The organism is Sphingobium bisphenolivorans (genome assembly GCF_000412635.1).
Lineage (GTDB): Bacteria > Pseudomonadota > Alphaproteobacteria > Sphingomonadales > Sphingomonadaceae > Sphingobium > Sphingobium bisphenolivorans.
Genome location: NZ_ASTG01000020.1, coordinates 14,474 through 38,311 on the forward strand (window position 1 = coordinate 14,474; position 23,838 = coordinate 38,311).

20 protein-coding genes and 2 tRNA genes are annotated in these 23,838 nt (G+C 63.9%); 12 read left to right on the top strand and 10 right to left on the bottom strand.

What is annotated here, in order from left to right:
• Positions 1 to 73 precede the first annotated feature (73 nt).
• Positions 74 to 646: a NifU family protein gene (locus tag L858_RS0114790; RefSeq protein WP_022683936.1), complete on the bottom strand. Its 573-nt coding sequence runs from the start codon at positions 644 to 646 to the stop codon at positions 74 to 76.
• A 115-nt stretch (positions 647 to 761) separates the two neighbouring features.
• Between L858_RS0114790 and L858_RS0114795 the strand changes: the two genes are divergently transcribed.
• The 3 genes from L858_RS0114795 (at position 762) to L858_RS0114805 (ending at position 6,017) form a co-directional block, all read left to right on the top strand.
• Complete coding sequence (locus tag L858_RS0114795; RefSeq protein WP_022683937.1) at positions 762 to 1,232, top strand: pyridoxamine 5'-phosphate oxidase family protein; 471 nt, start codon at positions 762 to 764, stop codon at positions 1,230 to 1,232.
• A 384-nt stretch (positions 1,233 to 1,616) separates the two neighbouring features.
• Complete coding sequence (locus L858_RS0114800; RefSeq protein ID WP_022683938.1) at positions 1,617 to 3,005, top strand: DEAD/DEAH box helicase; 1,389 nt, start codon at positions 1,617 to 1,619, stop codon at positions 3,003 to 3,005.
• A gap of 120 nt (positions 3,006 to 3,125) precedes the next feature.
• The gene (locus L858_RS0114805) at positions 3,126 to 6,017 is read left to right on the top strand and encodes a M16 family metallopeptidase (RefSeq protein ID WP_022683939.1); all 2,892 of its coding nucleotides are present in this window, start codon (positions 3,126 to 3,128) and stop codon (positions 6,015 to 6,017) included.
• Positions 6,018 to 6,170: 153 nt separating this feature from the next.
• On the opposite strand, the gene L858_RS0114810 is transcribed toward L858_RS0114805, so the two are convergent.
• Positions 6,171 to 6,758 carry a TetR/AcrR family transcriptional regulator gene (locus L858_RS0114810; protein WP_028056173.1) on the bottom strand — a complete coding sequence of 196 codons (588 nt, stop codon included), beginning with the start codon at positions 6,756 to 6,758 and terminating at the stop codon, positions 6,171 to 6,173.
• Positions 6,759 to 6,873: 115 nt separating this feature from the next.
• Here L858_RS0114810 and L858_RS0114815 point away from each other — a divergent pair, with 115 nt between their 5' ends.
• From L858_RS0114815 to L858_RS0114825, 3 genes are read left to right on the top strand one after another with little or no spacing between them, the layout of a single operon-like run.
• Positions 6,874 to 8,031 carry an efflux RND transporter periplasmic adaptor subunit gene (locus L858_RS0114815; protein ID WP_028056174.1) on the top strand — a complete coding sequence of 386 codons (1,158 nt, stop codon included), beginning with the start codon at positions 6,874 to 6,876 and terminating at the stop codon, positions 8,029 to 8,031.
• 3 nt (positions 8,032 to 8,034) lie between these two features.
• The gene (locus L858_RS0114820; protein ID WP_022683942.1) at positions 8,035 to 11,190 is read left to right on the top strand and encodes an efflux RND transporter permease subunit; all 3,156 of its coding nucleotides are present in this window, start codon (positions 8,035 to 8,037) and stop codon (positions 11,188 to 11,190) included.
• Between the two features lie 4 nt (positions 11,191 to 11,194).
• Complete coding sequence (locus L858_RS0114825) at positions 11,195 to 12,607, top strand: efflux transporter outer membrane subunit (RefSeq protein ID WP_028056175.1); 1,413 nt, start codon at positions 11,195 to 11,197, stop codon at positions 12,605 to 12,607.
• A 145-nt stretch (positions 12,608 to 12,752) separates the two neighbouring features.
• On the opposite strand, the gene L858_RS0114830 is transcribed toward L858_RS0114825, so the two are convergent.
• The 4 genes from L858_RS0114830 to dapB all read right to left on the bottom strand — a co-directional run bounded on the left by L858_RS0114830 (position 12,753) and on the right by dapB (position 14,827).
• Positions 12,753 to 12,829 (bottom strand) — tRNA-Arg (locus L858_RS0114830).
• A gap of 73 nt (positions 12,830 to 12,902) precedes the next feature.
• Positions 12,903 to 13,295 carry a hypothetical protein gene (locus L858_RS0114835; RefSeq protein ID WP_022683944.1) on the bottom strand — a complete coding sequence of 131 codons (393 nt, stop codon included), beginning with the start codon at positions 13,293 to 13,295 and terminating at the stop codon, positions 12,903 to 12,905.
• Between the two features lie 102 nt (positions 13,296 to 13,397).
• Positions 13,398 to 14,054: an endonuclease III gene (gene nth / locus L858_RS0114840; protein ID WP_022683945.1), complete on the bottom strand. Its 657-nt coding sequence runs from the start codon at positions 14,052 to 14,054 to the stop codon at positions 13,398 to 13,400.
• An 8-nt stretch (positions 14,055 to 14,062) separates the two neighbouring features.
• Positions 14,063 to 14,827, bottom strand: a complete 765-nt coding sequence (gene dapB / locus L858_RS0114845) for a 4-hydroxy-tetrahydrodipicolinate reductase (RefSeq protein WP_022683946.1) — start codon at positions 14,825 to 14,827, stop codon at positions 14,063 to 14,065.
• 123 nt (positions 14,828 to 14,950) lie between these two features.
• On the opposite strand from dapB, the gene L858_RS0114850 reads away from it, so the two are divergent.
• Positions 14,951 to 15,649: an NAD-dependent deacylase gene (locus tag L858_RS0114850; protein WP_022683947.1), complete on the top strand. Its 699-nt coding sequence runs from the start codon at positions 14,951 to 14,953 to the stop codon at positions 15,647 to 15,649.
• Here L858_RS0114850 and L858_RS20240 read toward each other — a convergent pair.
• From L858_RS20240 to L858_RS22015, 3 genes are all read right to left on the bottom strand, one after another.
• Positions 15,577 to 16,653 carry a FecR family protein gene (locus L858_RS20240; protein WP_022683948.1) on the bottom strand — a complete coding sequence of 359 codons (1,077 nt, stop codon included), beginning with the start codon at positions 16,651 to 16,653 and terminating at the stop codon, positions 15,577 to 15,579. The two genes, L858_RS0114850 and L858_RS20240, sit on opposite strands and share 73 nt — an antisense overlap.
• Entirely contained in the window at positions 16,574 to 17,176 is a 603-nt protein-coding gene (locus L858_RS0114860; protein WP_028056176.1) for a sigma-70 family RNA polymerase sigma factor, read from the bottom strand. Before L858_RS0114860 ends, L858_RS20240 begins: the two co-directional genes overlap by 80 nt.
• Before the next feature lie 163 nt (positions 17,177 to 17,339).
• On the bottom strand, positions 17,340 to 17,516 hold the full coding sequence (locus L858_RS22015; RefSeq protein WP_022683950.1) for a hypothetical protein: 177 nt from the start codon (positions 17,514 to 17,516) through the stop codon (positions 17,340 to 17,342).
• 145 nt (positions 17,517 to 17,661) lie between these two features.
• On the opposite strand from L858_RS22015, the gene L858_RS0114870 reads away from it, so the two are divergent.
• The 5 genes from L858_RS0114870 to clpX all read left to right on the top strand — a co-directional run bounded on the left by L858_RS0114870 (position 17,662) and on the right by clpX (position 22,760).
• A tRNA-Leu gene (locus L858_RS0114870) sits at positions 17,662 to 17,746 on the top strand.
• Between the two features lie 67 nt (positions 17,747 to 17,813).
• Positions 17,814 to 19,418, top strand: coding sequence for a trigger factor (tig, locus tag L858_RS0114875; RefSeq protein ID WP_022683951.1), 1,605 nt, complete (start codon positions 17,814 to 17,816; stop codon positions 19,416 to 19,418).
• A 233-nt stretch (positions 19,419 to 19,651) separates the two neighbouring features.
• Positions 19,652 to 20,629, top strand: coding sequence for a glycosyltransferase family 2 protein (locus L858_RS0114880; RefSeq protein WP_022683952.1), 978 nt, complete (start codon positions 19,652 to 19,654; stop codon positions 20,627 to 20,629).
• Between the two features lie 93 nt (positions 20,630 to 20,722).
• Positions 20,723 to 21,358, top strand: a complete 636-nt coding sequence (gene clpP / locus L858_RS0114885) for an ATP-dependent Clp endopeptidase proteolytic subunit ClpP (RefSeq protein ID WP_022683953.1) — start codon at positions 20,723 to 20,725, stop codon at positions 21,356 to 21,358.
• Positions 21,359 to 21,491: 133 nt separating this feature from the next.
• A complete protein-coding gene (clpX, locus tag L858_RS0114890) occupies positions 21,492 to 22,760 on the top strand; it encodes an ATP-dependent Clp protease ATP-binding subunit ClpX (RefSeq protein ID WP_022683954.1) in 1,269 nt (422 codons plus the stop codon).
• A 320-nt stretch (positions 22,761 to 23,080) separates the two neighbouring features.
• Here clpX and mtgA read toward each other — a convergent pair whose 3' ends face one another.
• Positions 23,081 to 23,773 (bottom strand): monofunctional biosynthetic peptidoglycan transglycosylase, encoded by a 693-nt coding sequence (gene mtgA / locus L858_RS0114895; protein WP_022683955.1) that lies wholly within the window; start codon positions 23,771 to 23,773, stop codon positions 23,081 to 23,083.
• Positions 23,774 to 23,838: the final 65 nt, after the last annotated feature.

Here is a 23,838-nt window from a genome sequence, read left to right on the forward strand (position 1 = left end):
CCTGTGGCCGATCAGCCAATTGCGAAGTTCCAGCGGTTAATCGATCCGGAGCGATTCGCCAAATGCGGGGCGATCAGACCGCGCGCACTTCGGTCACTTCGGGCACATAATGTTTGAGCAACTGCTCGATCCCGTTCTTGAGCGTTGCGGTGGAGGAGGGGCAGCCCGAGCAGGCACCCTGCATGCGCAGGTAGACGGTCCCCTTGTCGAAACCGCGATAGATGATGTCGCCGCCATCATTGGCGACCGCCGGACGAACACGGGTGTCGATCAGTTCGCGGATCTGTGCGACGATCTCCGCATCCTCGGGATCATCAGCAAATTCCTCTTCCTCCGGTACGGCGATGCCGGCAGCGGAGCCCTGCGCGAACAGGGGCATGTTGGCAGAGAAATGATCGAGCAGGACGGAGAGAATGTCGGGCTTCACCGCGTGCCATTCAGCGCCGGGCGCGATCGTCACGGAAATGAAGTCGCCGCCGAAAAAGACGCCGGTCACGTCGCCAAGATCGAAAAGGGCCGACGCAAGCGGCGATGCTTCCGCCTCCTCCGGCGTGGCGAAGTCGCGGGTGCCCATGCCCATCACCACGCGGCCGGGCAGGAACTTGACGGTGGCCGGATTGGGCGTCGGTTCAGTCTCGATCAACATGCGCGCTATGTGGAGAGAAGACTGCGCCAGATCAAGCTTTCGTGGTAAATTGGATGCGGAACTTCCGAAACGGGCAACCATTGAGTCTGAACAAGGTCCGGAAGGAGAGACAAGCATGGACAATGAATCGGATATCCGTCACCGCTTCTGGAGCGAACTAGCGCAGAGTCCCTTTTTGATGGTCAGCCTGCAGGGATCGCATGAGCATGCGCTGCCGATGACGGCCCAACTCGATCCCAATGCAAATCATTGCTTCTGGTTCTACACGGTCCGCGACAATCGCCTTGCGGCAGGCGGTCCGGCCATGGCGCAGTTCGCGGCCAAGGGCCATTATCTGTTTGCCTGCATCGACGGCACGCTGATCGAGGAAACCGACCCGGCCGTGATCGACCGCTATTGGACCCATGACGTCGCCGCTTGGTATGAAGGTGGCCGCAACGACCCCAAGCTGCTGATGCTGCGCTTTGAACTGGGGCATGCGGAAATCTGGCGCGCGGACATGTCGCTGGGCGGCGTATTCAAGCAGCTTTTCGGCGGCGATGTGAAGTCCGAAATGCGCGGCAAACATGTCGAGGTGGATCTGTAGACGGCCCATCTGTCGAGAGGGGCGGGCCGCTCGGCGGACGTTTCCGCACGGCGAGCGGCGGCGCGTTGATCCTGATAGCCGACGCGTCGCTCCCAGATCGATCGACCCATGATGTTGGCGAGCGCTTCCCCGCGAACGGCATGAAGCGCTTGCTTTTTCCCTGCATTTGCAGCATAGCGCGCCAGCGCAGCAGGCGAGCCGCATGGCTCCTCCAGCGATTGGCAGCGTGATCGTTCCGGCCGACTCAGGTCAGGAGCCGGCCAATGAAAGTCTGCGCCAAGCTTTGAGGCTTCCCTTTTCACGCGGGTCGTTTCGTAACCCGCCCTTGCGCCCTGCTGCGTGGCAGCTGGAATGGCGCGGGGCTGACCTGTGAGTTTTATTTCGATGCAATTTACTGAACTTGGCCTTGCCGAGCCGATCCTGAAGGCGCTCGCCGCCAAGAAATATGGTTCGCCCACGCCCATCCAGGCGCAGGCCATCCCTGTGCTGCTGAAGGGCAAGGACCTTTGCGGCATCGCGCAGACCGGCACCGGCAAGACGGCCGCCTTTGCGCTGCCGAGCCTTGACCATTTCGCGCGTAACCCCAAGCCCACGCCGCTGCAGGGCTGCCGCATGCTGGTGCTTTCGCCCACGCGCGAACTGGCGGCGCAGATCGCGCAGAGCTTCCGCGACTATGGCCGCTTCCTGAAGCTGTCGGTCGAGGTCGTGTTCGGCGGCGTGCCGATCAACCGGCAGATCCGGGCGCTGGGACGCGGCGTCGACATCGTCGTCGCGACGCCGGGCCGCCTGCTCGACCTGATCGACCAGCGCGCCTTCACGATCAAGGACACCGAGATCTTCGTCCTGGATGAAGCCGACCAGATGATGGACATGGGCTTCATCCATCCGTTGAAGCGCATTGCCAAGCTGCTGCCGAAGGAACGGCAGAACCTGTTTTTCTCGGCCACCATGCCCAAGGAGATCGAGGCGCTGGCGGCGCAGTTCCTGCATGACCCGGTGAAGGTCAGCGTCGCGCCGCAATCGACCACGGCGGAGCGGGTGCGCCAGCAGGCGACCTTCGTCAACCAGGCGGAGAAGCAGGCGCTGCTGAACCTTACCATCAGGAGCGAGGATATCGACCGCGCGCTGATCTTCACCCGGACCAAGCATGGCGCGGATCGCGTGGTGCGCTTCCTGGAGGGGGCGGGCATTCAGGCGGCGGCCATCCATGGCAACAAGAGCCAGGCGCAGCGGACCACCGCGTTGCAGGCTTTCCGCCATGGGCATGTGAAGCTGCTGGTCGCCACCGATATCGCGGCGCGCGGGATCGACGTGTCGGGCGTAAGCCATGTCATCAACTTCGAAATGCCCAACGTGCCGGAGCAGTATGTGCACCGCATCGGGCGGACCGCGCGCGCAGGTGCGGAAGGCATTGCGATCAGCTTCGTGGCGGACGACGAGCGGCCTTATCTGAAGGCGATCGAGCGGACGACCAAGGTGAAGCTGGACGTCGTGCCGCTGCCCGAGAATTTCGTGGAGGCCGTTCGCAACCTTCCCAAGGCCGCGCCGCAGCGCAAGGGCCGCGAGCAGACGACCGAACAGAAGGTGAAGCGGGCCGAAGGGCAGCGCCGCTATCAGGACCAGCAGAAGCAGCAGCGCGGCACTGGCGAGCGGGCGCATCGCCCGGACGGCGAGGCGGCTGCACCGGCGAAGAAGAACTTCCGCCGGCGGCGCGGCGGCAGCGGTGTCGGCGCGCACAAGGGGGCGGTGCAGAAGACCGGCGGGCGTGCCTAACGCCATCTGACGCTTCGTTCGAAGCGAACGAAGAGGGTTTCAGGGGTGTCGATCTTTACTGATCGGCGCCCTTGCTATTGTCAGTGGTCATTCAGGAAAATCTCATTAGGCTGCGCGCCTATGAGTTTTTCCTTCCGGCGTTCCGCCGTCTCGCTGTCCGTCCTTGCCCTGCTGCTTTCGGGAATGTCCGCGCCGCTGGGCGCGAAGACGGACCCGGCCAGCAACCCGGCCAAGCCCGCCTCCACCAGCGCTCAGGTACGGCCGTGGCTCTATGAAAATAGCGATGTGCCGATCGATCCGGCGTGGCGGTTCGGCGAACTGTCGAACGGCCTGCGTTATGCGGTGCGGCGCAATGGCGTGCCGCCGGGGCAGGTTTCGGTGCGGCTGCGGATCGACGCTGGGTCGCTGATGGAGCGGGCCGACGAGCTTGGCTATGCGCATTTCATGGAGCACCTGACCTTTCGCGGGTCGCGCCATGTCCCCGACGGGGAATCCAAGCGCATCTGGCAGCGGCTGGGCGTGACCTTCGGCAGCGACAGCAATGCGCAGACGACGCCGACCGGCACGACCTATGCGCTCGACCTGCCGCAGGCAACGCCGGCGAGCCTTGGCGAAAGCATGAAGATTCTCGCGGGCATGATGGTCGATCCCAACATTGTCGACAGTGCCGTCAACGCGGAGCGGGCGGTGGTGCTCGCCGAGAAGCGGGAGGGTGACGGGCCGCAGATGCGGATTTCCGACGCGAGCCGGCAGCATTTCTTCGCCGGGCAGCCGCTGGCGGATCATAGCCCGATCGGCACGGTCGCGACGCTGAACGCGGTGACCGCGACGAAGATGGAGGCATTTCACCAGCGCTGGTATCGACCGGAAAATGCGGTGATCTCGATCGCGGGCGACATCGATCCGGCGGCGGCCGAGCAACTGATCAAGGATAATTTCGCCAGTTGGACAGTGCCGGGCAAGGGTGCGCCGCTCCCCGACTTCGGTGAGCCGGACCCCAAGGCGCCCGCGACCCGGGTGACGGTGGAGCCGGGCGCGCCGACGGGCCTTACCATGGCTTGGCTGCGGCCGTGGAAGCCGCATGCGGACACGATCGTCTATAATCAGGACAAGCTGACCGACATGCTGGCGCTGCAGATCATCAGCCGGCGGCTGGAGCAGGCGGCGCGGGGCGGGGGCAGCTTCCTCCAGGCGAGCGTCGATCAGCAGGATGTCAGCCGGTCGGCGGACGGCACCTTCGTCACCATCGTGCCCACGGGCGAGAATTGGGAGAAGGCGCTGGCCGACGTGCGCGCGATCATCGAAGACGCCAAGGCGAGTGCGCCGAGCCAGATCGAGATTGACCGCGAATATGCGCAGATGGACACGGCGCTCGCCATCCAGGTGGAGAATGCCGACACCGAATCCGGCGCCAAGCAGGCGAGCGACCTGGTGAGCGCGGTGGATATACGCGAGACGACGGTCAGTCCGCAGGCGGCGCTTGATATCTTCCGCTCGGGCAAGCCGTCGATGACGCCGCAGAAGATACTGGATTCGACGCGTCGCCTGTTTTCGGCGGGCGTGTTCCGCGCGCTGCTGATCACGGGCAAGGTCCAGCCGGGCGTCGAGGCGAAGCTGGCGGCGGCGGTGGCGGCGCCGGTCAAGGCGGCGACGAACGCGCGCCTGGGCGACAAGGTCGTGACCATGGCCGACCTGCCGAAGCTGGGCACGCCGGGGAAGGTGGTAGCGCGCACGCCTGTCGGGCTGCCGGGAATGGAACTGGTGACCTTCGCGAACGGGGTCAAGCTGACGCTCTTTGCCAATGATGCCGAAACGGAGAAGGTGCGGATCAACGTCCGCTTCGGCCATGGGCAGCAGGCTTTCTCTCCCACCAAGCCTGCGCCCGGCTGGGCGGCGGACTATGCGCTGGTGGCGAGCGGCATCGGCAAGCTCGGCCAGCGGGAACTGGACGATCTGACCAACGGCCGCCGCATGGGCATGAATTTCTCGACCGACGATGATGCCTTCGAAATGCAGGCCGTGACGCGGCCGGCCGACTATAAGGACCAGTTGCAGCTGTTCGCGACGAAACTGTTCGCGCCCGGATGGGACCCGGCACCGATCGCACGGGTGAAGACGGGGGCAGGGGTTGCCTATGACGCGATGGAGCGCGCGCCGGATTCCGTGCTGGCGCGCGACCTCAACTGGTTGCTGCATGACAAGGACGTGCGGTTCCGCACGCCATCCCGCGCGGAGATCGACGCGCTGACGCCGCAGGCCTTCCGCGCGACCTGGGAGCCGTTGCTGGCGTCGGGGCCGATCGAGGTGCAGATTTTCGGGCAGGTGAAAGCGGACGACGCCATCCAGGCCGTTGCGGCGACCTTTGGCGCGTTGCCGCCGCGGGCCGATACCCCCGTACCAGCGGCCAACAGGCTGATGCGTTTTCCGGCCCATGTCGAAACCCCAGTCGTCCTGCGGCACAAGGGCGACAAGGAACAGGCGGCGGCGGTCATGGCCTGGCCGACGGCGGGCGGCTTCGCGCTGACCAAGGAGGCCCGGCAGCTGGAGATATTGACGCAGATCTTCAACGATCGGCTGTTCGACAAGCTGCGCTCCACCGAGGGCGCCGCCTATTCGCCGAGCGTGCAGAATAGCTGGCCCTTTTCCTATGAAAGCGGCGGCTACATTCTGGTGACGAGCCAGGTGCGGCCCGACCGGGTCAATTATTTCTACGGTGTGGTGAAGGATACGGCCGCCGACCTCGCGAAAAATCCGGTGAGCGGCGATGAACTACAACGTGCAGTCGCGCCGATGCGCCAGCTGCTGATGCGGGCCGGGACGGGCAACGCCTTTTGGATGAACCAGATGGAGGGCGCGGCGCATGACCCGCGCTATGTCGAGGCGATGCAGGGCATGGCACGCGACATGCTGAACGTCACCCCGGCCGATATTCAAACGCTGGCCGCCAAATATCTGGTGCCGGGCAAGAGCTGGTCGGCGGTCGTGCTGCCCGACGGGGTAGCTGCGAAGTAAGACCCCTTGCATGCTCGGCGCGGCTTGCCGCCAAGGGCGGGCAAGACTGAGCGGTTCCTCTTGCCAAGAGGAGCGCTTGGATAGCTAAGCCCGAACCGGGCTGTGCCGGCGTGCGTCGCGCCGGAGCCGGAATGCCCAGACCTTTGCCGATCGTCAGCGAATGGAGCGGAGGGCGGCGACGATCATCTGCGCGGCACTTCTCGCGGTGTCCTCCCGGCCGAGGGTCGGCGCGGAGAGGCTGCGGTGACCAAGGCCGAACAGGGTGGCGAGGATGATCTCCTCCGCGCTCTTGAGCGCATCACCTGCCAAGTCGGGATTGGCGATGCAGGCAAATTCGCCCAGCGCTTCGCGATAGTGCTCGCACATGGCGGTGATCGTGGCGCCCACACGGGGGTTACGATGCGCTTCGGCAAGAATGTCGAAGGTGAGGGCCTCGTAAGGGTTGTCCATCCCCTTGAGCAGCATCAATTCGAAGGTCCGCACAATATCGATCTCGCCTGCTTCGAGACGGGCGCGAAGGGCAAGGATCATCTGCTCCTTGTCATGCGCGTCCTTTTCGACGATGGCATCGATAATCTCTTCCTTGCCCTTGAACAGCCGGTAAATCTGTCCGACTGACACGCCCGCTGATGTCGCGAGTTCAGCGATGGGCGTCTGGTGAAACCCCTTCGCAGCGAAGAGGTCGCGCGCGGCCAGCAGGATGCGATCCTTACCGCTAATCTCATGTTGCAGCGCAGCCAAAATCATCTCCAGATCAGTTTTTTTCTTGAACTTAACCTGCCATGATCTTACCTGCGCATCAAGCGGAATGAATGTTCATTCACGATCGCAAACAGAGGGAACGGAGCATCAGATGATGCAAAAGGGGAAAATCGTCGGTCTGCTGGCTTGCGTTTCAGCCTTGGGGCTTAGCGCCTGTGGCAAGGAACAGCCGCCTGCCCCGCCCCCGCCGGCAGTCGGGGTGGTGACGCTCCAGACGGAATCTGCGCCGCTCTTCACTGAGTTGCCGGGGCGCATCACTGCTGTGGAAACAGCGGAAGTTCGTCCGCAGATCAGCGGTGTGATCCGCAGGCGCCTGTTCACTGAGGGCGGCTATGTGCGGGCTGGCCAGCTGCTTTACGAGATTGACGACGCGCCCTATCGGGCCGCTTTAGGTCAGGCGCAAGGCGCTCTGGGCAGGGCGCAGGCCTCTATTCGCGCGACGGGCCTTCAGGCGCAGCGGTATCGCGAACTGGTCGGCATCAACGCGGTCAGCCGACAGGAAGCCGACAATGCGGACGCCGCCGCCCAGCAGGCCCGAGCTGATGTTGCAGCGCAGCGTGCGGCCGTTCAGGCGGCGCAGGTGAACCAGAATTTCACGCGCATTCGCGCGCCCATTTCCGGCCGGATCGGCCGCTCGCTGTTTACGCCCGGCGCGCTGGTTCAGGCGGGGCAGGCCGACGCGCTGACGACGATCCAGAGGACCGACATGGTCTATGTCGATGTGACTCAGTCCGCCGCGCAGATACTGAACCTCAAACAGGCCATGCAGGCAGGGGGCGTCAGCGCCGCCCAGGGCGCACGGGTCCGCCTGCAACTGCCCAATGGCAGCGACTATCCGGTGGAAGGCCGGCTGCAATTTTCCGAAGTGACGGTTGATCCGAGTTCCGGCGCCGTGACCTTGCGCGCCACCTTCGCCAATCCCGACGGCCTGCTGCTGCCGGGCATGTATGTCCGCGCGACCGTGGTGGAAGGCCAGAGGTCGCAGGCGATACTGGCTCCGCAGCAGGGCATTTCGCGCGACGCGCGCGGCCGGGCGACGGCCCTGGTGCTGGGCGCGGGCAACAAGGTCGAGATGCGGCAGGTCGAGATCGATCGGGCGCTGGGCGACAAATGGATCGTGACCAAGGGCCTCAAGGCCGGCGACAGGCTGATCGTCGAGGGGCTGGTCAACCTGCGCCCGGGAACGGTCGTGCGGCCGGGCCGGCCGCAGCAGGTGACCGCGCAGCCGGTCACGCAGGCTGGAGCGAAGTAAGTCATGGCGCGTTATTTCATCGACAGGCCGATTTTCGCCTGGGTGATCGCCATTGTCATCATGCTTGCGGGCGTGCTCGCGCTGCGTTCGCTGGCCGTCGCGCAGTTCCCCGAGATCGCGGCTCCTTCCGTGACGATCGCCACCAGCTATCCGGGCGCGGATGCGCGGACGCTGGAAAGCACGACCACGCAGATCATAGAGCAGCAGCTCAAGGGCATCGATAATCTCCGCTATTTCTCTTCGAGCAGCGATTCGGCAGGTAATCTGACGATCTCGCTTACCTTCGAACAGGGCACCGACGCCGATATCGCGCAGGTGCAGGTCCAGAATAAGCTGGCGCAGGCCACCCCGCTACTGCCGCAGGAAGTGCAGCAACAGGGGCTGCGGGTCACCAAATCCACGTCCAGCTTCCTGATGGTTCTGGCCGTCTATGCCGATGACGGCATTCACGACCAGCAGGATGCGGGCGATTTCGTTGCGTCCACGCTGCAAGATCCGATCAGCCGGGTCGCCGGCGTCGGCGATACCCAGTTGCTGGGCGCGCAATATGCGATGCGGATCTGGCTCGACCCATACAAAATGGCCAATCTGGGCGTTACGACGGGCGATGTGAAAGCGGCGATCCGGGCTCAGAATGCGCAGGTTTCGGCGGGCCAGGTCGGCGGCACTCCCTCACCGGCGAGGCAGGCGCTTAACGCGACCGTGACAGCGCAGTCGCGGCTGCGCACCCCGGAAGAATTCCGCCAGATCATGCTCCGCAGCAACAGCAACGGGTCGGTGGTTCATCTGGCCGACGTCGCGCGGGTGGAACTGGGCGCGGAAAATTACGGTTTCGGCGCGCGGTTCAACGGCCATCCGGCCGCGGGTTTCGGCATCAAGCTGGCTCCAGGCGCCAATGCGCTCGATACCGTCGCCGCCGTGAAGAAGCGGATCGACGAACTGTCGGCGAATTTTCCGGTCTGGGTGAAATACGACTTCCCCGTCGACAATTCGACCTTCGTCAAACTGTCGGTCGAACAGGTGATCCACACGCTGGTCGAAGCGATCCTGCTCGTCTTTGTCGTGATGTTCGTCTTCCTGCAGAACTGGCGTGCGACGCTGATCCCGACCATCGCGGTTCCGGTGGTGCTGCTGGGATCGCTGGCGATCCTCTATGCGACGGGCTTTACCATCAACACGCTGACATTGTTCGGCATGGTGCTGGCGATCGGCCTGCTGGTGGATGATGCGATCGTCGTTGTCGAGAATGTCGAGCGATTGATCCAGGATGAGGGGCTCAGCCCCAAGGAGGCGGCGAAGAAGTCGATGGACGAGATCAGCGGCGCGCTGGTCGGCATCGGTCTGGTGCTGTCTGCGGTGTTCCTGCCCATGGCTTTCTTCGGCGGATCGACAGGCGTGATCTTCCGCCAGTTTTCGATCACTATCGTGTCGTCCATGGTGCTTTCAGTGCTGGTGGCGCTCATCCTTACGCCCGCGCTGTGCGCCACGATCCTGAAGCCTGCGCATCAAGGACATCAGCAGCATAAGGGCTTCTTCGGCTGGTTCAACCGCACCTTCGACCGCAATGTCGAGCGCTATGGCCGGACGGTCGAGAAGGTCGAGCGGCGCTGGGGCCGGACGATGCTGGTCTATGCCGCGATCGTTCTGGGCATGGCGCTGATCTTCCTGCGCATGCCGGGTGGCTTCCTGCCGGAGGAAGACCAGGGGTCGCTGATCAATCAGGTGTCCTTGCCGAGCGGGTCCACGCTGGAGGAGACGGAGCGGACGCTGGCCCGCGTACGCGACTATTATATGACGCAGGAAAAGGACAATGTCCGCGCGGTGTTCACCATTTCGGGCTTCGGCTTTGTCGGGCAGGGGCAGAATGTCGGCCTGACCTTCGTGCGGCTGAAGGACTGGTCGCAGCGCAAGGGCAAGGCGAATGGCGCCCCCGCCATCGCGCAGCGGGCGAACCAGGCGCTGCACAACATCTCCTCGGCCATGGTCATCGCGTTCGTGCCGCCTGCGGTGCAGGAACTGGGCAACGCCAGCGGCTTCGACTTCCAGCTGGTGGACCGGGGCGGTCTGGGCCATGAAAAGATGCTGGAGGCGCGCAATCAGCTGCTGGGGATGGCGGCCGCGGACAAGCGTCTGGCGCAGGTGCGGCCCAACGGCCTTGAAGACACTGCGCAGATCAAGCTGAATGTCGATCAGGCCGCAGCTGGCGCTCTGGGCGTCGCGCAGGCGGACATCAACGACACGATCAGCACCGCCATGGGCAGTTCCTATGTCAATGATTTCGTGGATCGCGACCGGGTGAAGCGCGTCTTCGTGCAGGCCGACGCGCCGTTCCGGACGTCTCCCGATGCCATCGGCGCGCTGCATGTTCGCGGCAGCGGCGGAGTGATGGCGCCGATTTCATCCTTCGCCTCGACCGAATGGACGAAGGGTCCGGCCAAGCTGGAGCGGTTCAACGGCGTGTCGTCGATGCAGATCATGGGGGCGCCGGCGCCCGGCGTATCGACGGGCGAAGCGATGCAGGTGATGGAGGAACTCGCGGCCAAGCTGCCGGCGGGCGTGGGCCATGAATGGAGCGGCATCTCCTATGAGGAAAGGACCTCCGGCGGGCAGGCCCCGGCGCTTTATGCTCTTTCCATGCTGATCGTCTTCCTTTGCCTTGCAGCCCTTTATGAAAGCTGGTCGGTGCCGATCGCGGTCATGCTGGTGGTGCCGCTGGGCGTGATCGGCGCGGTGATCGCGGCGAGCTTGGCGGGCCTGAGCAACGACATCTACCTGCAGGTCGGCCTGATCACGACCATCGGCGTGTCGGCGAAGAACGCGATCCTGATCGTGGAATTCGCCGAGGAGAAGATGCGCGAAGGCCTGCCCCCCGCACGGGCGGCGCTGGAGGCGGGCAAGCTGCGCCTGCGCCCGATCCTGATGACCAGCTTCGCATTCGTGTTCGGTGTGCTGCCTCTGGCGCTGGCATCGGGCGCGGGGGCAGGCGGGCAGCGGGCGATCGGCTGGGCCGTGGTGGGTGGCATGCTCTCCGCCACCTTGCTCGCGATCTTCTTCGTGCCGGTGTTCTTCACCGTAGTGAAACGACTGTTCCGTGAGCATCACGGGAGCGAGAGGGCTGAGCGTACGGGTGACGCGCCGCTGGCCCCGCAGGAGGCGTAGGATGATGCGCAATATGAAAGCGGCTTCGGCCATCACTCTCGCCCTTTCACTGGCGGCGTGCGACATGGCGCCCAAATATGTGCGGCCCGCGCTCCCGGTGCCGGAGGCGAGTCCGCAGGGGCCTGCCTATAACGCAGCGGGGCGGGGCGGGGCGATCTCCCCTGCTGACACGGCCTGGCGTGATTTCTTCCTCGACCCCCGGCTCGTCCGGGTGCTCGACGCGACGCTGGCCCATAATCGCGACCTGCGCGTGGCGCTCGCCAATGTCGAGCAGGCGCGGGCGCAATATCGGGTGCAGCGGGCGGACCTGTTACCGACCGTGGGCGCGCAGGGCAGCGCCACCTTCCAGGACCAGCCCTTTGCCCAGCAGGGCAGCGGCGCTTCGGGACGGACGGACATCTACACGGCCTCCGCGGGCATTTCCGCGTGGGAGATCGACCTGTTCGGCCGGGTGCGCAACCTGACGCAGGCGGCGCAGGAGCAATATTTCGCCTCGGTCGAGAATCGCAACGCGGCGCAGACGGCGTTGATTGCAGAAACTGCGCGCGCATGGCTGACCATGGCGGCGGATCAGGAGCGGCTGCGGATCGCGCGCGATCTGGAGAAGGCGTTCGGCCAGACGCTGGCGCTGACGCGGGCACGCTTCGCCAAGGGCATCGCGTCGGAACTGGAGGTGCGGCAGGCGCAGACCAGCCATGACCAGGCGCGAGCCGACATCGCGCAGGCGACGACGCTGGTGGCGCAGGACCAGAATGCGCTGAACCTGCTGGCAGGGACGATCCTCCCTGCGGGAGATCTGCCGTCGGCCATGCCGGAGGGCGAGGTGACGCTGGCCAATCTGCCGGGCAGCCTGCCATCGACGGTGTTGCTGCGTCGCCCTGACATCGCGGCGGCGGAGCATCAGTTGCTGGCGGCCAATGCCAATATCGGCGCGGCGCGAGCGGCTTTCTTTCCCAATATCTCGCTGACGGCTGCCGTTGGCACGCTGAGTTTGGGCCTGTCCAACCTCTTCTCCTCGGGCAGCGAATATTGGTCGGTCGCGCCGTCGTTGAGACTGCCGATCTTCGACTTCGGGCGGAACAAGGGCAATCTGCGTTATGCCCAGGCGACTTATGATGCGTTGCTCGCCACCTATGAAAAGAGCGTGCAGACCGGCTTTCGCGAAGTTGCCGATGCGCTGGCGGAGCGCGGCACGATGACGGCGCAGATGGAGGCGCAGACCTCCCTGCGCGACGCGGCGCGGGTCAGTTACCGCCTGTCGGAGGCGCGCTTCCGGGCCGGGATCGATCCGTTTCTGACGACGCTGGATTCGCAGCGGACGCTCTATAATGCAGAACGCAGCCTGCTCGCGACCCGGCTGGCGCGGGCAAGCAACATGGTCGAACTCTATCGCGCGATGGGCGGCGGGCTGAAATAGCGCCGCCCATTTTTTTACTGGTCTCATCTGTCCGAACGAGGCCGCTCGACAGGCTGAGGGCTAACGGGGATGAGCTAACGCCATGTCCTCAACGCTGAAAACAGCCGGTGCTTGCACGAACTGGTCACCGTCGGAGGTAAGGAAATGGCGCACCCAAGAGGATTCGAACCTCTGGCCTTTGCCTTCGGAGGGCAACGCTCTATCCAGCTGAGCTATGGGTGCGTGTCGCTGATGCGAAGGGCCGCTTAGCAAAGGCCAATCGTCCGCGCCAGCACCAAATAGCGTCAGGCCGATCTTATTTGTGCACTTTCTTCATCGGCTGGAACTTGCCCAGGCCACAGCTGGCACCGCGCATCAGCGAGGGGCTGCTGTAAAGCACCGTGATGATATCGACGGAGCAGAGCTGTGACAGGCTGGTCTTGTACGCGAAGCGCCGTTCGAAGCCGAGGCTGGGGCAGCTGTTGGGCAGGATGTTGCGATAAATCCTGTTGCCGTTGACCATGAAATCGATCGTGCGGTCGTCGCGCACATCGGTGTTCCGGATGGTCTGGAGCGGGATGCAATCGACCGGCTTGCCCGTGGGTACATAAGGGTCGGGCATGGTCTTCGCGACGGCCGGCGCCACCGTGCCGATGAGGGCGAACGCCAAGGCGACCCGGCGCGCCGTCGATGAGATGTGACTGGACATCTTATTCTCTCCTTTAGCTGCCGATAGTGACGTCACCGGCACGCATTTTCCATATGGTCCGCCTATATCACGCCATGGCTGAACCGCAGGATAATGCAGCGCTCAGGCAGGGGTTGCGGTTCCGGGCGGCGGCGTCTTCGGCTTGTAGCGGCACAGGTCGGCCACGATGCAGCGCCAGCATTCGGGCCGACGTGCCTTGCAGACATAACGGCCGTGCAGGATCAGCCAGTGATGCGCATCGCGGCGGAAGGGGCCGGGCACGCGCTTTTCCAGCTTCAGTTCGACGGCGAGCGGTGTCTTGCCGGGGGCAAGGCCGGTGCGGTTGCCCACGCGGAAAATATGGGTGTCGACGGCAAAGGCTTCCTGTCCGAAGGCGGTGTTGACCACGACATTTGCCGTCTTGCGTCCCACGCCGGGCAGCGTGGTCAAGATGTCGCGATCCTGCGGCACTTGTCCGTCGAAGTCGCGCACCAGGATTTCCGAGAGCGCGATGACGTTAGCCGCCTTGGAATTGAACAGGCCGATGGTCTTGATGTGCTGCTTTAGCCCATCCTCTCCGAGTTCGACCATCTGTGCCGGCGTCTCCACCTCCCCGAAGAGGGCGCGGGTCGCCTTGTTGACGCCGACGTCGGTCGCCTGCGCCGAGAGCACAACCGCGACCAGCAACTGATAATCATTGCCATATTCCAGTTCCGTGCGGGGCGCGGGATTGGCTTCAGCGAGGCGGCTGAAGAAGTCGAATATCTGGTCCTTCTTCATGGCGGGGGCTACAGGCCAAGCACGCCCTTCATGTCATAGCGGCCGGCGGCCTGGCCCTGTAGCCAGCGCGCGCCCTTGATCGCGCCGCGGGCGAAGATGGTCCGGTTCTCGGCCCGATGGCCGATCTCTATCAGCTCGCCCTCGGTGGCGAAGATCACCTGATGATCGCCCGCAACCGAGCCGCCGCGCAGGGCCGCAAAGCCGATCGCGCCGGCTGCGCGCGCACCGGTTATGCCGTCGCGGCCGCTTTCTTTCTTGTCGGCAAGGGTGATGCCACGTCCGCGCGCCGCTGCTTCGCCCAGCAGCAGCGCCGTGCCGGAGGGAGCGTCCACCTTGTGCCGGTGATGCATTTCGACAATCTCGATGTCCCAATCATCGCCGAGCCGGGACGCCGCCTGCTCGACCAGGGCCGCGAGCAGATTGACCCCCAGCGAGGTGTTGCCGGTCTGCAGGATGGGGATGTGCTTCGCAGCCCGATCTATCAATTGATGATGCGTGGCCTCCAGCCCGGTCGTGCCGATGAGGATGGGCTTCTTCGCGACGAGGCAGGCGTCGAGATGGGCGGAAAGCGCGCCAGGGACGGAGAAATCGATGAGGACGTCGCTCCGTCCGGCAAGCGCCTTCGGATCGGTGGTGATGGCGATACCGGGCGCGAGTTCGCCGGTACCATCCCGATCGGTGCCGCCCGCGATCTCAAGCCCCGCCTCGATCGCGACCTGCGCAATGGCCCGTCCCATGCGGCCGGCCGCGCCGAAGATACCGATCCTGCACATCTCTGTCTCAATACCCCGTTTCAAGTCAGGAGGGCGGATGCCAGAGCGGATCGCCTTTGTCATCCCCAAGAAGTCCGGCAGCTTCGGTTGGCAGCCCGGTGCCGATCGGGCTAAGCGTCTCTCATGGACGATATTCGCAACATTGTGATCCTGACCGGCGCGGGCATTTCGGCCGAGAGCGGCCTTGCCACCTTTCGTGGGCCGGACGGCCTATGGGAAGGGCATCGCGTCGAGGATGTATGCACGCCGGAGGCTTTGGCGCGGGACACCGCGCTGGTGCACCGGTTCTACGACGAGCGGCGGGCGAGGTTGCGGGAGGTCGAGCCCAATGCTGCGCATGAGGCGCTGGCCGCGCTGGATGCCCAGTGGCCGGGCGAGTTGCTGATCGTGACCCAGAATGTCGATGACCTGCATGAACGGGCCGGAGCGCGCCGGCTGATCCATATGCACGGGGGATTATGCTCGGCGCTGTGCGCAGCCTGTGGGAAGGCGAAGCCGTGGGCCGATCCCTTGCCGCCCGCGACGGTCTGTGACGGCTGCGGCAGGGCGGCTCTGCGGCCCGACATCGTCTTCTTCGGCGAAATGCCCTACGAGATGGACCGCATCGATGAGGCGCTGCGGCGGGCGGATTTGTTTGTTTCCGTCGGCACGTCGGGAGCGGTCTATCCGGCGGCGGGTTTCGTGCAGACCGCGCGCTACGCGGGCGCACGGACGATCGAACTCAATCTGGAACCTTCGGCCGGCAGCTTCTATTTCGAGGAGAGCCGGATGGGACCCGCGACCGAACTGGTGCCCGCATTGGTACGGGAGTTGCTGGCATGATGCGGGGCGAACCGTTCATCATCATATAGCAGCATCACCGAACCGTCCTGACCATTCACGGCGCGAACGGGAAGGCTTTGCTCCAGCGCAGCCAGGAACTGTCTGCTATCGCCAATCCCGAAGCTGCCGGCGGTGCGCAGCGATGAAACGCGGGTGTCGCCGATCAGGATGGGCGCCGTGCGATAGCGGTTGAACTCGCTCGCCGCCTGCTCGATCGTTTCGCCGTTCAGCCGCACCAGATGGTTGCGCCAGGCGAGACGCTGGCTGATGAGGGGTGGGTCGAGCCGCGTGGGAGAAATGTTTCTGGGCTGGATGACGGCGCCCGCACCCGCGCCGACCTGTTGCCGGGCGTTGGCATTCACGCTGACGGCGACGGCTCCGCGCGTGACGGTTAGTTCGGTGAGGGAAGGGCGGAGGCGGACGTTGAACGCCGTGCCGGTGGCCCGGATTGCGGCCGAGCGCGCCTCGACATCGAAGGGCCGGCGAGGGTCATGAGCGACCTCGAAAGAGGCCTCGCCCTTCAGCAGCCGCACCTTTCGGCCCAGGTCGGTGAAGCGCACCTCGGCGGCGCTGTCGCTGTTCAGGTGAAGGAGCGAGCCGTCGGCCAGCCGTATGTCCCTGATCTCGCCCGTCCGGCTTTCATAGCGCTCGACGCCGGAGAAGGTGTAGATGGTGACGATGGCGGCGGCGGCGAAGAGGGCGACGGCGATCGCGGCGACGATCATGATGTTGCGCGACAGGCGGCGCTGCTGTTCCTCGCTGGCGATGGCTTCAAGCGGGGGCAGCTTTACTTCGGCAGCGGCGCTCTTCAGCCGTTCCGTGGCTTCCCATGCGGATTCGGCGCGGGCGAAGGCGAGGGCGTGGCGCGGGTCCGATTCCACCCAGGCGCAGATTTCCGCTTCATCCTGCGGGCTGGGCTCGCTGTTAAGCCTTGCCAGCAGGCGCGCGGCTTCCTGCTCTATCTGCGCCCAGTCGGTGCCTGATCCTGATCCCGACCCCTGCACGTTCGAAATCCGTTTCCTCACGTTCCGCCCAAGCCCGCATAACCAATGCGATGGCTTTGGCCAGATGTTTTTCTACCGTAGAAACGGACAGCGACATTTCCTCCGCTATCTCGAGCATGGATTTGTCGTGGATGCGGCGCAGGATGAAGACGCGGCGGCACTGGGTCGGCAGCGTTTCCACGATGGTTTCCACCTGCCGCAGCGCTTCGCGTGCATGGAGTTGCGCCTCGACATTATCCTGGCCCTGCAGCAGCTCGAGGTCGGCGATCGTCTCGAAGCTGACGACCTTGTTCCGCCGCGCCGTGTCGATCACCAGATTGCGAGCGATGGTGAACAGATAGGCGCGGCCCGTCGTCACATTTTCCCAGTTTTCCGTGGCATAGGCGCGCGTAAGCACCTCCGCCACCATATCTTCCAATTCATGCGTGGACGGGAGTATCCGCCTCAGCCGCCCGCGGAGAGCAGCTTCCTGTGGTAAGATAACCGTCTTGAACCAATCCAGTTTAGCGCGAACCTTGTGCACGTTGACCCCCTTGATGTCAGCCGCGCCTCTCCCGCTATTTCATGTGTTTGTCACAGTTCAACCATGCTTGCAGGGGCCTGTCCAGCGGTAGCAGGAATAAGCTTTCCCCTTTTTGTGGAAAGGCTTTCCTGTTGTGGCCGGATCGCATCAATCTGTATCATCCTCAGCCCGGCGGCAGTTCGGGAATGGATCGGTCGGGCTGGTCGTAATCGGGGTTCTGCGGGACGATTTCGGGCGGTTCACCCGCGGGCGTTTCGTCCGGCGTGGAAGGAGCGGGGGTTTCGGGCGGGGATTGCGGCTCGATCCGGTCGGGCGGGGGGATGTCGGGCTGGGTCGCCATGATAGTCTCTCCTGTTGAAACAGAGGTACGTTTGGCTGGCAAGATGGGTTCCCGCCTGACTTATCCACCGGTTATCCACAGGCTTGACCCGGGGGCCTTGCTTCGCGGCACTCTTTTCTCTATGCCGCGCCGACCGGCGACCGATGCGGGCGTGGCGAAATTGGTAGACGCGCCAGATTTAGGTTCTGGTATCGCAAGATGTGGGGGTTCGAGTCCCTTCGCCCGCACCAGTGCGCCAGACTGATGGAAGCGCAGGCGCCAACGAAATTCAGCTGAAGAAAGCGTTTGAGAGAAGAGATGCAGACTGTCGAGACGTTGAACGAGGGCCTGAAGCGCGCCTACACCGTGACCATCACGTCGAAGGACATCGACGCCCGCGTCGAGAAGGAAGTGGCCGCGATCGCGCCGCAGGTGCGGATGCCCGGCTTCCGCCCCGGCAAGGTGCCCGCCAATCTTGTCAAGAAGATGCACGGCGAATCGTTGCAGCGCGACGCGCTCAACAGCTCGATCCAGGACAGCATCCAGAAGCTGATCGCCGACAACAAGCTGCGTCCCGCGATGCAGCCTTCGGTCGAACTGGACGAAGGTTTCGAGTTCGGCAAGGACGCAGAGGTCAAGGTTGCTCTCGAAGTGCTGCCGGAGATCGCCGCGCCGAGCATCGAAGGCCTGAAGCTGGAGCGCCTGACCGCCGAGATCGAAGACGCGAAGGTCGATGAAGCCGCTGGCCGCATCGCTACCCAGCAGGGCGCGCTGGAGGAGCATCCCGCGAGCCACAAGGCGAAGGACGGCGACACGCTGACCATCGATTTCGTGGGCAAGATCGACGGCGAAGCCTTCGAGGGCGGTTCGGCCGAAGATGTGAAGCTGAAGATCGGTTCGGGCCAGTTCATCCCCGGCTTCGAAGAGCAGCTGACCGGCGTCAAAAAGGGCGACGAGAAGACCATCAGCGTCACCTTCCCGGAAGATTATGGCGCGGCTCACCTCGCCGGCAAGGAAGCGACCTTCGACGTGACCGTCAAGGCGATCCTGGATGCCGACAAGCCCAAGCTGGACGATGATTTCGCCAAGTCGCTCGGCCTGGAAGGGCTCGACAAGCTGAAGGAACTGCTCAAGGGGCAGATCGAGCAGGAACATAACGGCCTGACCCGTACCTATATGAAGCGCAAGCTGCTCGACCAGCTGGCCGCTTCGCACGACTTCGATGTGCCGCCGAGCATGGTCGAAGCCGAGTTCAACCAGATCTGGGCGCAGCTTCAGCATGAGGCCAGCCATGAGGAAGATCCCGAAGCGGCCCTCAAGGAAATGGAAGCGGAGAAGGAAGATTATCGCGCCATCGCCGTGCGTCGCGTCCGTCTGGGCCTGCTGCTTTCCGAAATCGGCCAGGCGAACGGCGTCGTCGTTTCCGATCAGGAGATGAACCGGCTCATCATGCAGGCCGCGCAGCAGTACAGCCCGCAGGACCGCGAGCGCTTCGTGCAATATGTCCGTCAGGACCCGATGGCCGCCGCTCAGCTGCGCGCCCCGCTGTACGAAGACAAGGTCGTCGATTTCCTGTTCGAAAAGGCGGAGATCACCGATCGCACCGTGACCCGCGAAGAGCTGGAAGCCGCGATCGAGGCGGAAGATGGCGACCTGAAGCCGCACGTCCATGGCCCGGGCTGTGGTCATGACCATGATCATGACGAGAAGCCGAAGGCGAAAAAGGCCGCTCCCAAGAAGAAGGCTGCCGAGGCTGAAGATGCTCCCGCCGCCGAGGAAGCTGCTGAAGCCGCGCCCAAGAAGGCGCCGGCCAAGAAGGCTGCCGCCAAGAAGGACGAAGCTGTAGCTGAGGAAGCCGCTGCCGACGAAAAGCCCAAGGCGAAGAAGGCTCCCGCCAAGAAGGCTGCCGCAAAGGCTGAATAAGGCCGATTTGGCCCGGATGGATAAGCGCCCGGCTTCGCGAGGAAGCGCGGGCGCTTTTCATTTCTGCTGCGTCATGGCAGACGATATCTTAATCACATCCGTTCAAATGGGACGTGAGCAACGGGGGCAGCGTGCTCCTGCGAAGGCAGGAGCCCGGACCCGCCGCTTGGGCCGGTTCCCTCGCAGGACTGCGAAGCTCTGTTAGACTGGGCGGCAAAAAGGTTTTCGGGCAGATGAAGGAATTTCCGGCAGTGGAGAGCGGTGAGGGGATCGCCACGCCGCGCATCGCGGTGATCCTGCCCTGCTATAACGAGGCGGGTGCGATCGTGCAGACGGTGGAGGATTTCCGCCGCGCGCTACCGTCCGCGGAAATCTACGTCTTCGACAATAACAGCAGCGATGGCAGCCATGAACTGGCGACGGGCGCGGGAGCCATTGTCCGCCGCGTGTCGCAGCAGGGCAAGGGGCATGTCGTGCGCCGCATGTTCGCGGATGTCGATGCGGACATCTATATCATGGCCGATGGCGATGCGACCTATGAGGCGGCTGCAGCGCCCCGGATGGTCGCGGCGATGCTGGAAGACAATCTCGACATGGTCGTCGGCGCTCGAAAAAGCGAGATCGAGGAAGCCTATCGCAAGGGGCACCGCTTCGGCAATTGGGCGCTAACCAGCCTGCTCAAGCAGCTTTTCGGCCGCAGCTTCACCGATATCCTTTCCGGCTATCGGGTTTTTTCCCGTCGCTTCGTCAAGAGCTTCCCCGTGCTTTCCGCCGGGTTCGAGATCGAGACGGAGATCAGCGTCCACGCGCTGGAACTCGCCATGCCCGTGGCGGAGGTGGTGACCGCCTATGGCGCGCGGCCGGAAGGGTCGGTCAGCAAGCTTTCCACCTATCGCGATGGTTGGCGCATCCTCCGGACGATCATCACCCTGTATCGCATCGAGCGGCCGATCCTGTTTTTCGGCGTCATCGCCGCTCTGCTGGCGGTGACAGGGCTGGTACTGGCGGAACCGCTTGTGGTCACCTATCTTCGCACTGGCCTCGTGCCGCGCTTTCCGACGGCGATCCTGGTGACGGGGCTCATGATCCTCGCCACGCTTTCGGGCATGTGCGGCCTGATCCTGGACACGGTGGTGCGGGGGCGGCGGGAGGTAAGGCGGCTCGCCTATCTTGCATTCCGCGCTCCGTCCGACTTCGCGCGCCGGGACTGAAACAACCGATCTGCGTTGCACGCGCCCCCTTGAACAGTCTGTCTTTTGTCCCGATGTAGTGGACGGGCAAAAGCAACCACCCGAAAGAGCAAAATGACCGATATCATGTCCGATCCCATGGCCGCGCTGGTCCCTATCGTCATCGAACAGTCGAACCGGGGCGAGCGCAGCTTCGATATTTATTCGCGCCTCCTGCGCGAACGGATCATCTTCGTGACCGGGCAGGTCGAGGATCATATGGCCTCGCTGATCGTGGCGCAGCTGCTGTTCCTTGAGTCGGAAAATCCGAAGAAGGACATCTGGATGTACATCAACTCGCCGGGCGGCGTGGTGACGTCCGGCATGGCCATCCACGACACGATGAAATATATCCGTCCGCAGGTCGGCACCGTGTGCATCGGCCAGGCCGCATCGATGGGCAGCTTCCTGCTCGCCGCCGGTGAGCCGGGCAAGCGGATCGCGCTCTCCAATGCGCGCATCATGATCCACCAGCCTTCGGGCGGTGCGCAGGGCATGGCGTCGGATATCGAGATCCAGGCCAAGGAAATCCTGCGTATTCGCCAGCGGCTGAACGGCCTCTACGCGAATTATACCGGCCGTCCGCTGGAGGAAATCGAGCGGGCGATGGATCGCGACACCTTCCTGGAGGCTGAGGAAGCCAAGGCGTTCGGTCTGGTCGATGAAGTGTTCGACCGCCGGCCTGCGCTGCCGGAGTCGGCCGAAGGCTAAACCCCATGTTTACCGCACGCGCCCTTTTCTCCCCTTGTGAAACGGGCGCGTCGCGGTCTAGGATAATCCTAGGACCAGAATATCCCTCGTCGCGGGCGGCGGTTCGCCCGGCAGAGGGAAGAGAGATTGGCGAATGACTAAGCTTACGGGCTCCGATTCCAAAAGCACGCTTTACTGCTCCTTCTGCGGCAAGTCGCAGCATGAGGTGCGGAAGCTGATAGCGGGGCCGACCGTCTTCATCTGCGACGAATGCGTGGAATTGTGCAACGACATCATCCGCGAGGAGACCAAAGGCGGTCTTGTCGGCAAGAAGGATGGCGGCGTGCCGACCCCGCAGGAAATCTGCGATGTGCTGGACGATTATGTGATCGGCCAGAACCGGGCGAAGCGCGTCCTGTCCGTTGCGGTCCACAACCATTATAAGCGGCTGAACCACGGGACCAAGCCCGGCGAGGTCGAACTCGCGAAGTCGAATATCCTGCTTGTCGGCCCGACCGGCTGCGGCAAGACTCTGCTGGCCCAGACGCTGGCGAAGACGTTTGACGTGCCCTTCACCATGGCCGACGCGACCACGCTGACCGAGGCCGGCTATGTCGGCGAGGATGTCGAGAATATCATCCTCAAGCTGCTCCAGGCATCCGACTATAATGTCGAGAAGGCGCAGCGCGGGATCGTCTATATCGACGAGATCGACAAGATCAGCCGCAAGGCGGAAAATCCGTCCATCACGCGCGACGTGTCCGGTGAGGGCGTGCAGCAGGCGCTGCTGAAGCTGATGGAGGGCACGACCGCTTCGGTTCCGCCGCAGGGCGGGCGCAAGCATCCGCAGCAGGAATTCTTGCAGGTCGATACGACCAATATCCTGTTCATCTGCGGTGGCGCGTTCGCGGGGCTGGAAAAGATCATCGGCGACCGTCTGGAAGCCAAGTCGATCGGCTTCGGCGCTCATGTTGCTGCGCCTGAAGAGCGGAAAACCGGCGAGCTACTGCGTCAGAGCGAGCCGGAGGACCTGCTGAAGTTCGGCCTGATCCCTGAATTCGTCGGCCGCCTCCCGGTGATCGCGACCTTGGAAGACCTGGACGTGACCGCGCTGGTCAAGATCCTCGTCGAGCCGAAGAACGCGCTGGTGAAGCAATATGCCAAGCTGTTCGACATGGAGAATGTGGAACTGAGCTTCACCGATGACGCGCTGACAGCGATCGCGAAGAAGGCGATCGAGCGTAAGACCGGTGCACGCGGGCTGCGCTCGATCCTGGAGGCGATCCTGCTCGACACGATGTTCGACCTGCCTTCCATGGAAGGCGTCGGCGAGGTCGTGGTGGACAAGGATGTCGTCGCCGGCAGCAAGGAACCGATCCGCGTGTTCAGCGAAAAGGACAAGCGGGCCGAAGACGCGGCGTAATCCTACGCTCCTTTTGGATAGAATGGCCCGCCGGGAGCGATCCCGGCGGGCCATTCCTTTGCAGGCGATGGCGGGTTTCGACCAGAGCAAGACATTCCTTCTCCCTTGGAGGAAGAAGGATACGGAGCCTTGCTGAACGGAGTGAAGCTAGGCGAAGTTGGATGAGGGGGAGCGGCGACAGGCCAGTCTTTAGCCCGGATCACCCCCTCACCCAGCTACGGCTAGGCAGCAAACTGCCAAGCCTGCGCAGCCCTCTCCCTCAAGGGAGAGGGGTAAGAGAAGGATGTCCGCAACCCACCCTCAGCCGTGATCCGTCCCCCTCACTGCACGCAGCTATCGAGTCCATCACGCTGTACTACCCCGATCCGCGCGGCGACGCTGTTGCCATAGCGGCGGGTGAAGCCGCTGGGCGCGATTGCGGCGCGCTTCTTGGGGAGGGGGAGGACCGCCGCGATGCGGGCCGCTTCGGCGCGGGTCAACTGGCCGGCGCCGTGATGAAAGTAGCGGATCGCGCCGGCCTGCACGCCATAAGTGCCGATGCCGGTTTCCGCGACGTTCAGATAGACTTCCATGATGCGGCGCTTGCCCCAGATCGCCTCGATCAGCAGGGTGAACCAGGCCTCGAACCCTTTGCGGAGGAAGCCGCCGCCCTGGAACAGGAAGACGTTCTTCGCCGTCTGCTGGCTGATCGTGGAGCCGCCGCGAATGCGCCCGCCGCTGGCATTGTGGCGCAGCGCCTGCGCGATGGCGACGGCGTCAAAGCCGTGATGGCTGCAAAAGCGGCTGTCCTCCGCCGCAATGGCAGCGCGCGCCATGTCCGGATCGATCTTGTCCAGGCTTGTCCAATCCTTGGAGATGCCATTGGGATCGAACAGCATGGTAAGGGTGACCGGCGGCGGCACGAAGCGGTAGATCAGCACCAGGAACAGCGAGAGCAGAACGAAGCCGCCGATCAGCCTGAACAGGATGCGAAGCCAGCGAACGCGGCGGGCGGGAGCAGGGCGGGAGATCATCCGGCCGTCGTAACGCGATCTCGGACGCGTTCAAGCGGGAGGAGACATGCGCACCTTGGGCGCAC

Coding starts and splice junctions, on each gene's coding strand:
- L858_RS0114790 (WP_022683936.1), bottom strand. CDS start 646: ATGTTGATCGAGACTGAACCGACGCCCAATCCGGCCACCGTCAAGTTC.
- L858_RS0114795 (WP_022683937.1), top strand. CDS start 762: ATGGACAATGAATCGGATATCCGTCACCGCTTCTGGAGCGAACTAGCG.
- L858_RS0114800 (WP_022683938.1), top strand. CDS start 1,617: ATGCAATTTACTGAACTTGGCCTTGCCGAGCCGATCCTGAAGGCGCTC.
- L858_RS0114805 (WP_022683939.1), top strand. CDS start 3,126: ATGAGTTTTTCCTTCCGGCGTTCCGCCGTCTCGCTGTCCGTCCTTGCC.
- L858_RS0114815 (WP_028056174.1), top strand. CDS start 6,874: ATGCAAAAGGGGAAAATCGTCGGTCTGCTGGCTTGCGTTTCAGCCTTG.
- L858_RS0114820 (WP_022683942.1), top strand. CDS start 8,035: ATGGCGCGTTATTTCATCGACAGGCCGATTTTCGCCTGGGTGATCGCC.
- L858_RS0114825 (WP_028056175.1), top strand. CDS start 11,195: ATGCGCAATATGAAAGCGGCTTCGGCCATCACTCTCGCCCTTTCACTG.
- L858_RS0114835 (WP_022683944.1), bottom strand. CDS start 13,295: ATGTCCAGTCACATCTCATCGACGGCGCGCCGGGTCGCCTTGGCGTTC.
- nth (WP_022683945.1), bottom strand. CDS start 14,054: ATGAAGAAGGACCAGATATTCGACTTCTTCAGCCGCCTCGCTGAAGCC.
- dapB (WP_022683946.1), bottom strand. CDS start 14,827: ATGTGCAGGATCGGTATCTTCGGCGCGGCCGGCCGCATGGGACGGGCC.
- L858_RS0114850 (WP_022683947.1), top strand. CDS start 14,951: ATGGACGATATTCGCAACATTGTGATCCTGACCGGCGCGGGCATTTCG.
- L858_RS22015 (WP_022683950.1), bottom strand. CDS start 17,516: ATGGCGACCCAGCCCGACATCCCCCCGCCCGACCGGATCGAGCCGCAA.
- tig (WP_022683951.1), top strand. CDS start 17,814: ATGCAGACTGTCGAGACGTTGAACGAGGGCCTGAAGCGCGCCTACACC.
- L858_RS0114880 (WP_022683952.1), top strand. CDS start 19,652: ATGAAGGAATTTCCGGCAGTGGAGAGCGGTGAGGGGATCGCCACGCCG.
- clpP (WP_022683953.1), top strand. CDS start 20,723: ATGACCGATATCATGTCCGATCCCATGGCCGCGCTGGTCCCTATCGTC.
- clpX (WP_022683954.1), top strand. CDS start 21,492: ATGACTAAGCTTACGGGCTCCGATTCCAAAAGCACGCTTTACTGCTCC.
- mtgA (WP_022683955.1), bottom strand. CDS start 23,773: ATGATCTCCCGCCCTGCTCCCGCCCGCCGCGTTCGCTGGCTTCGCATC.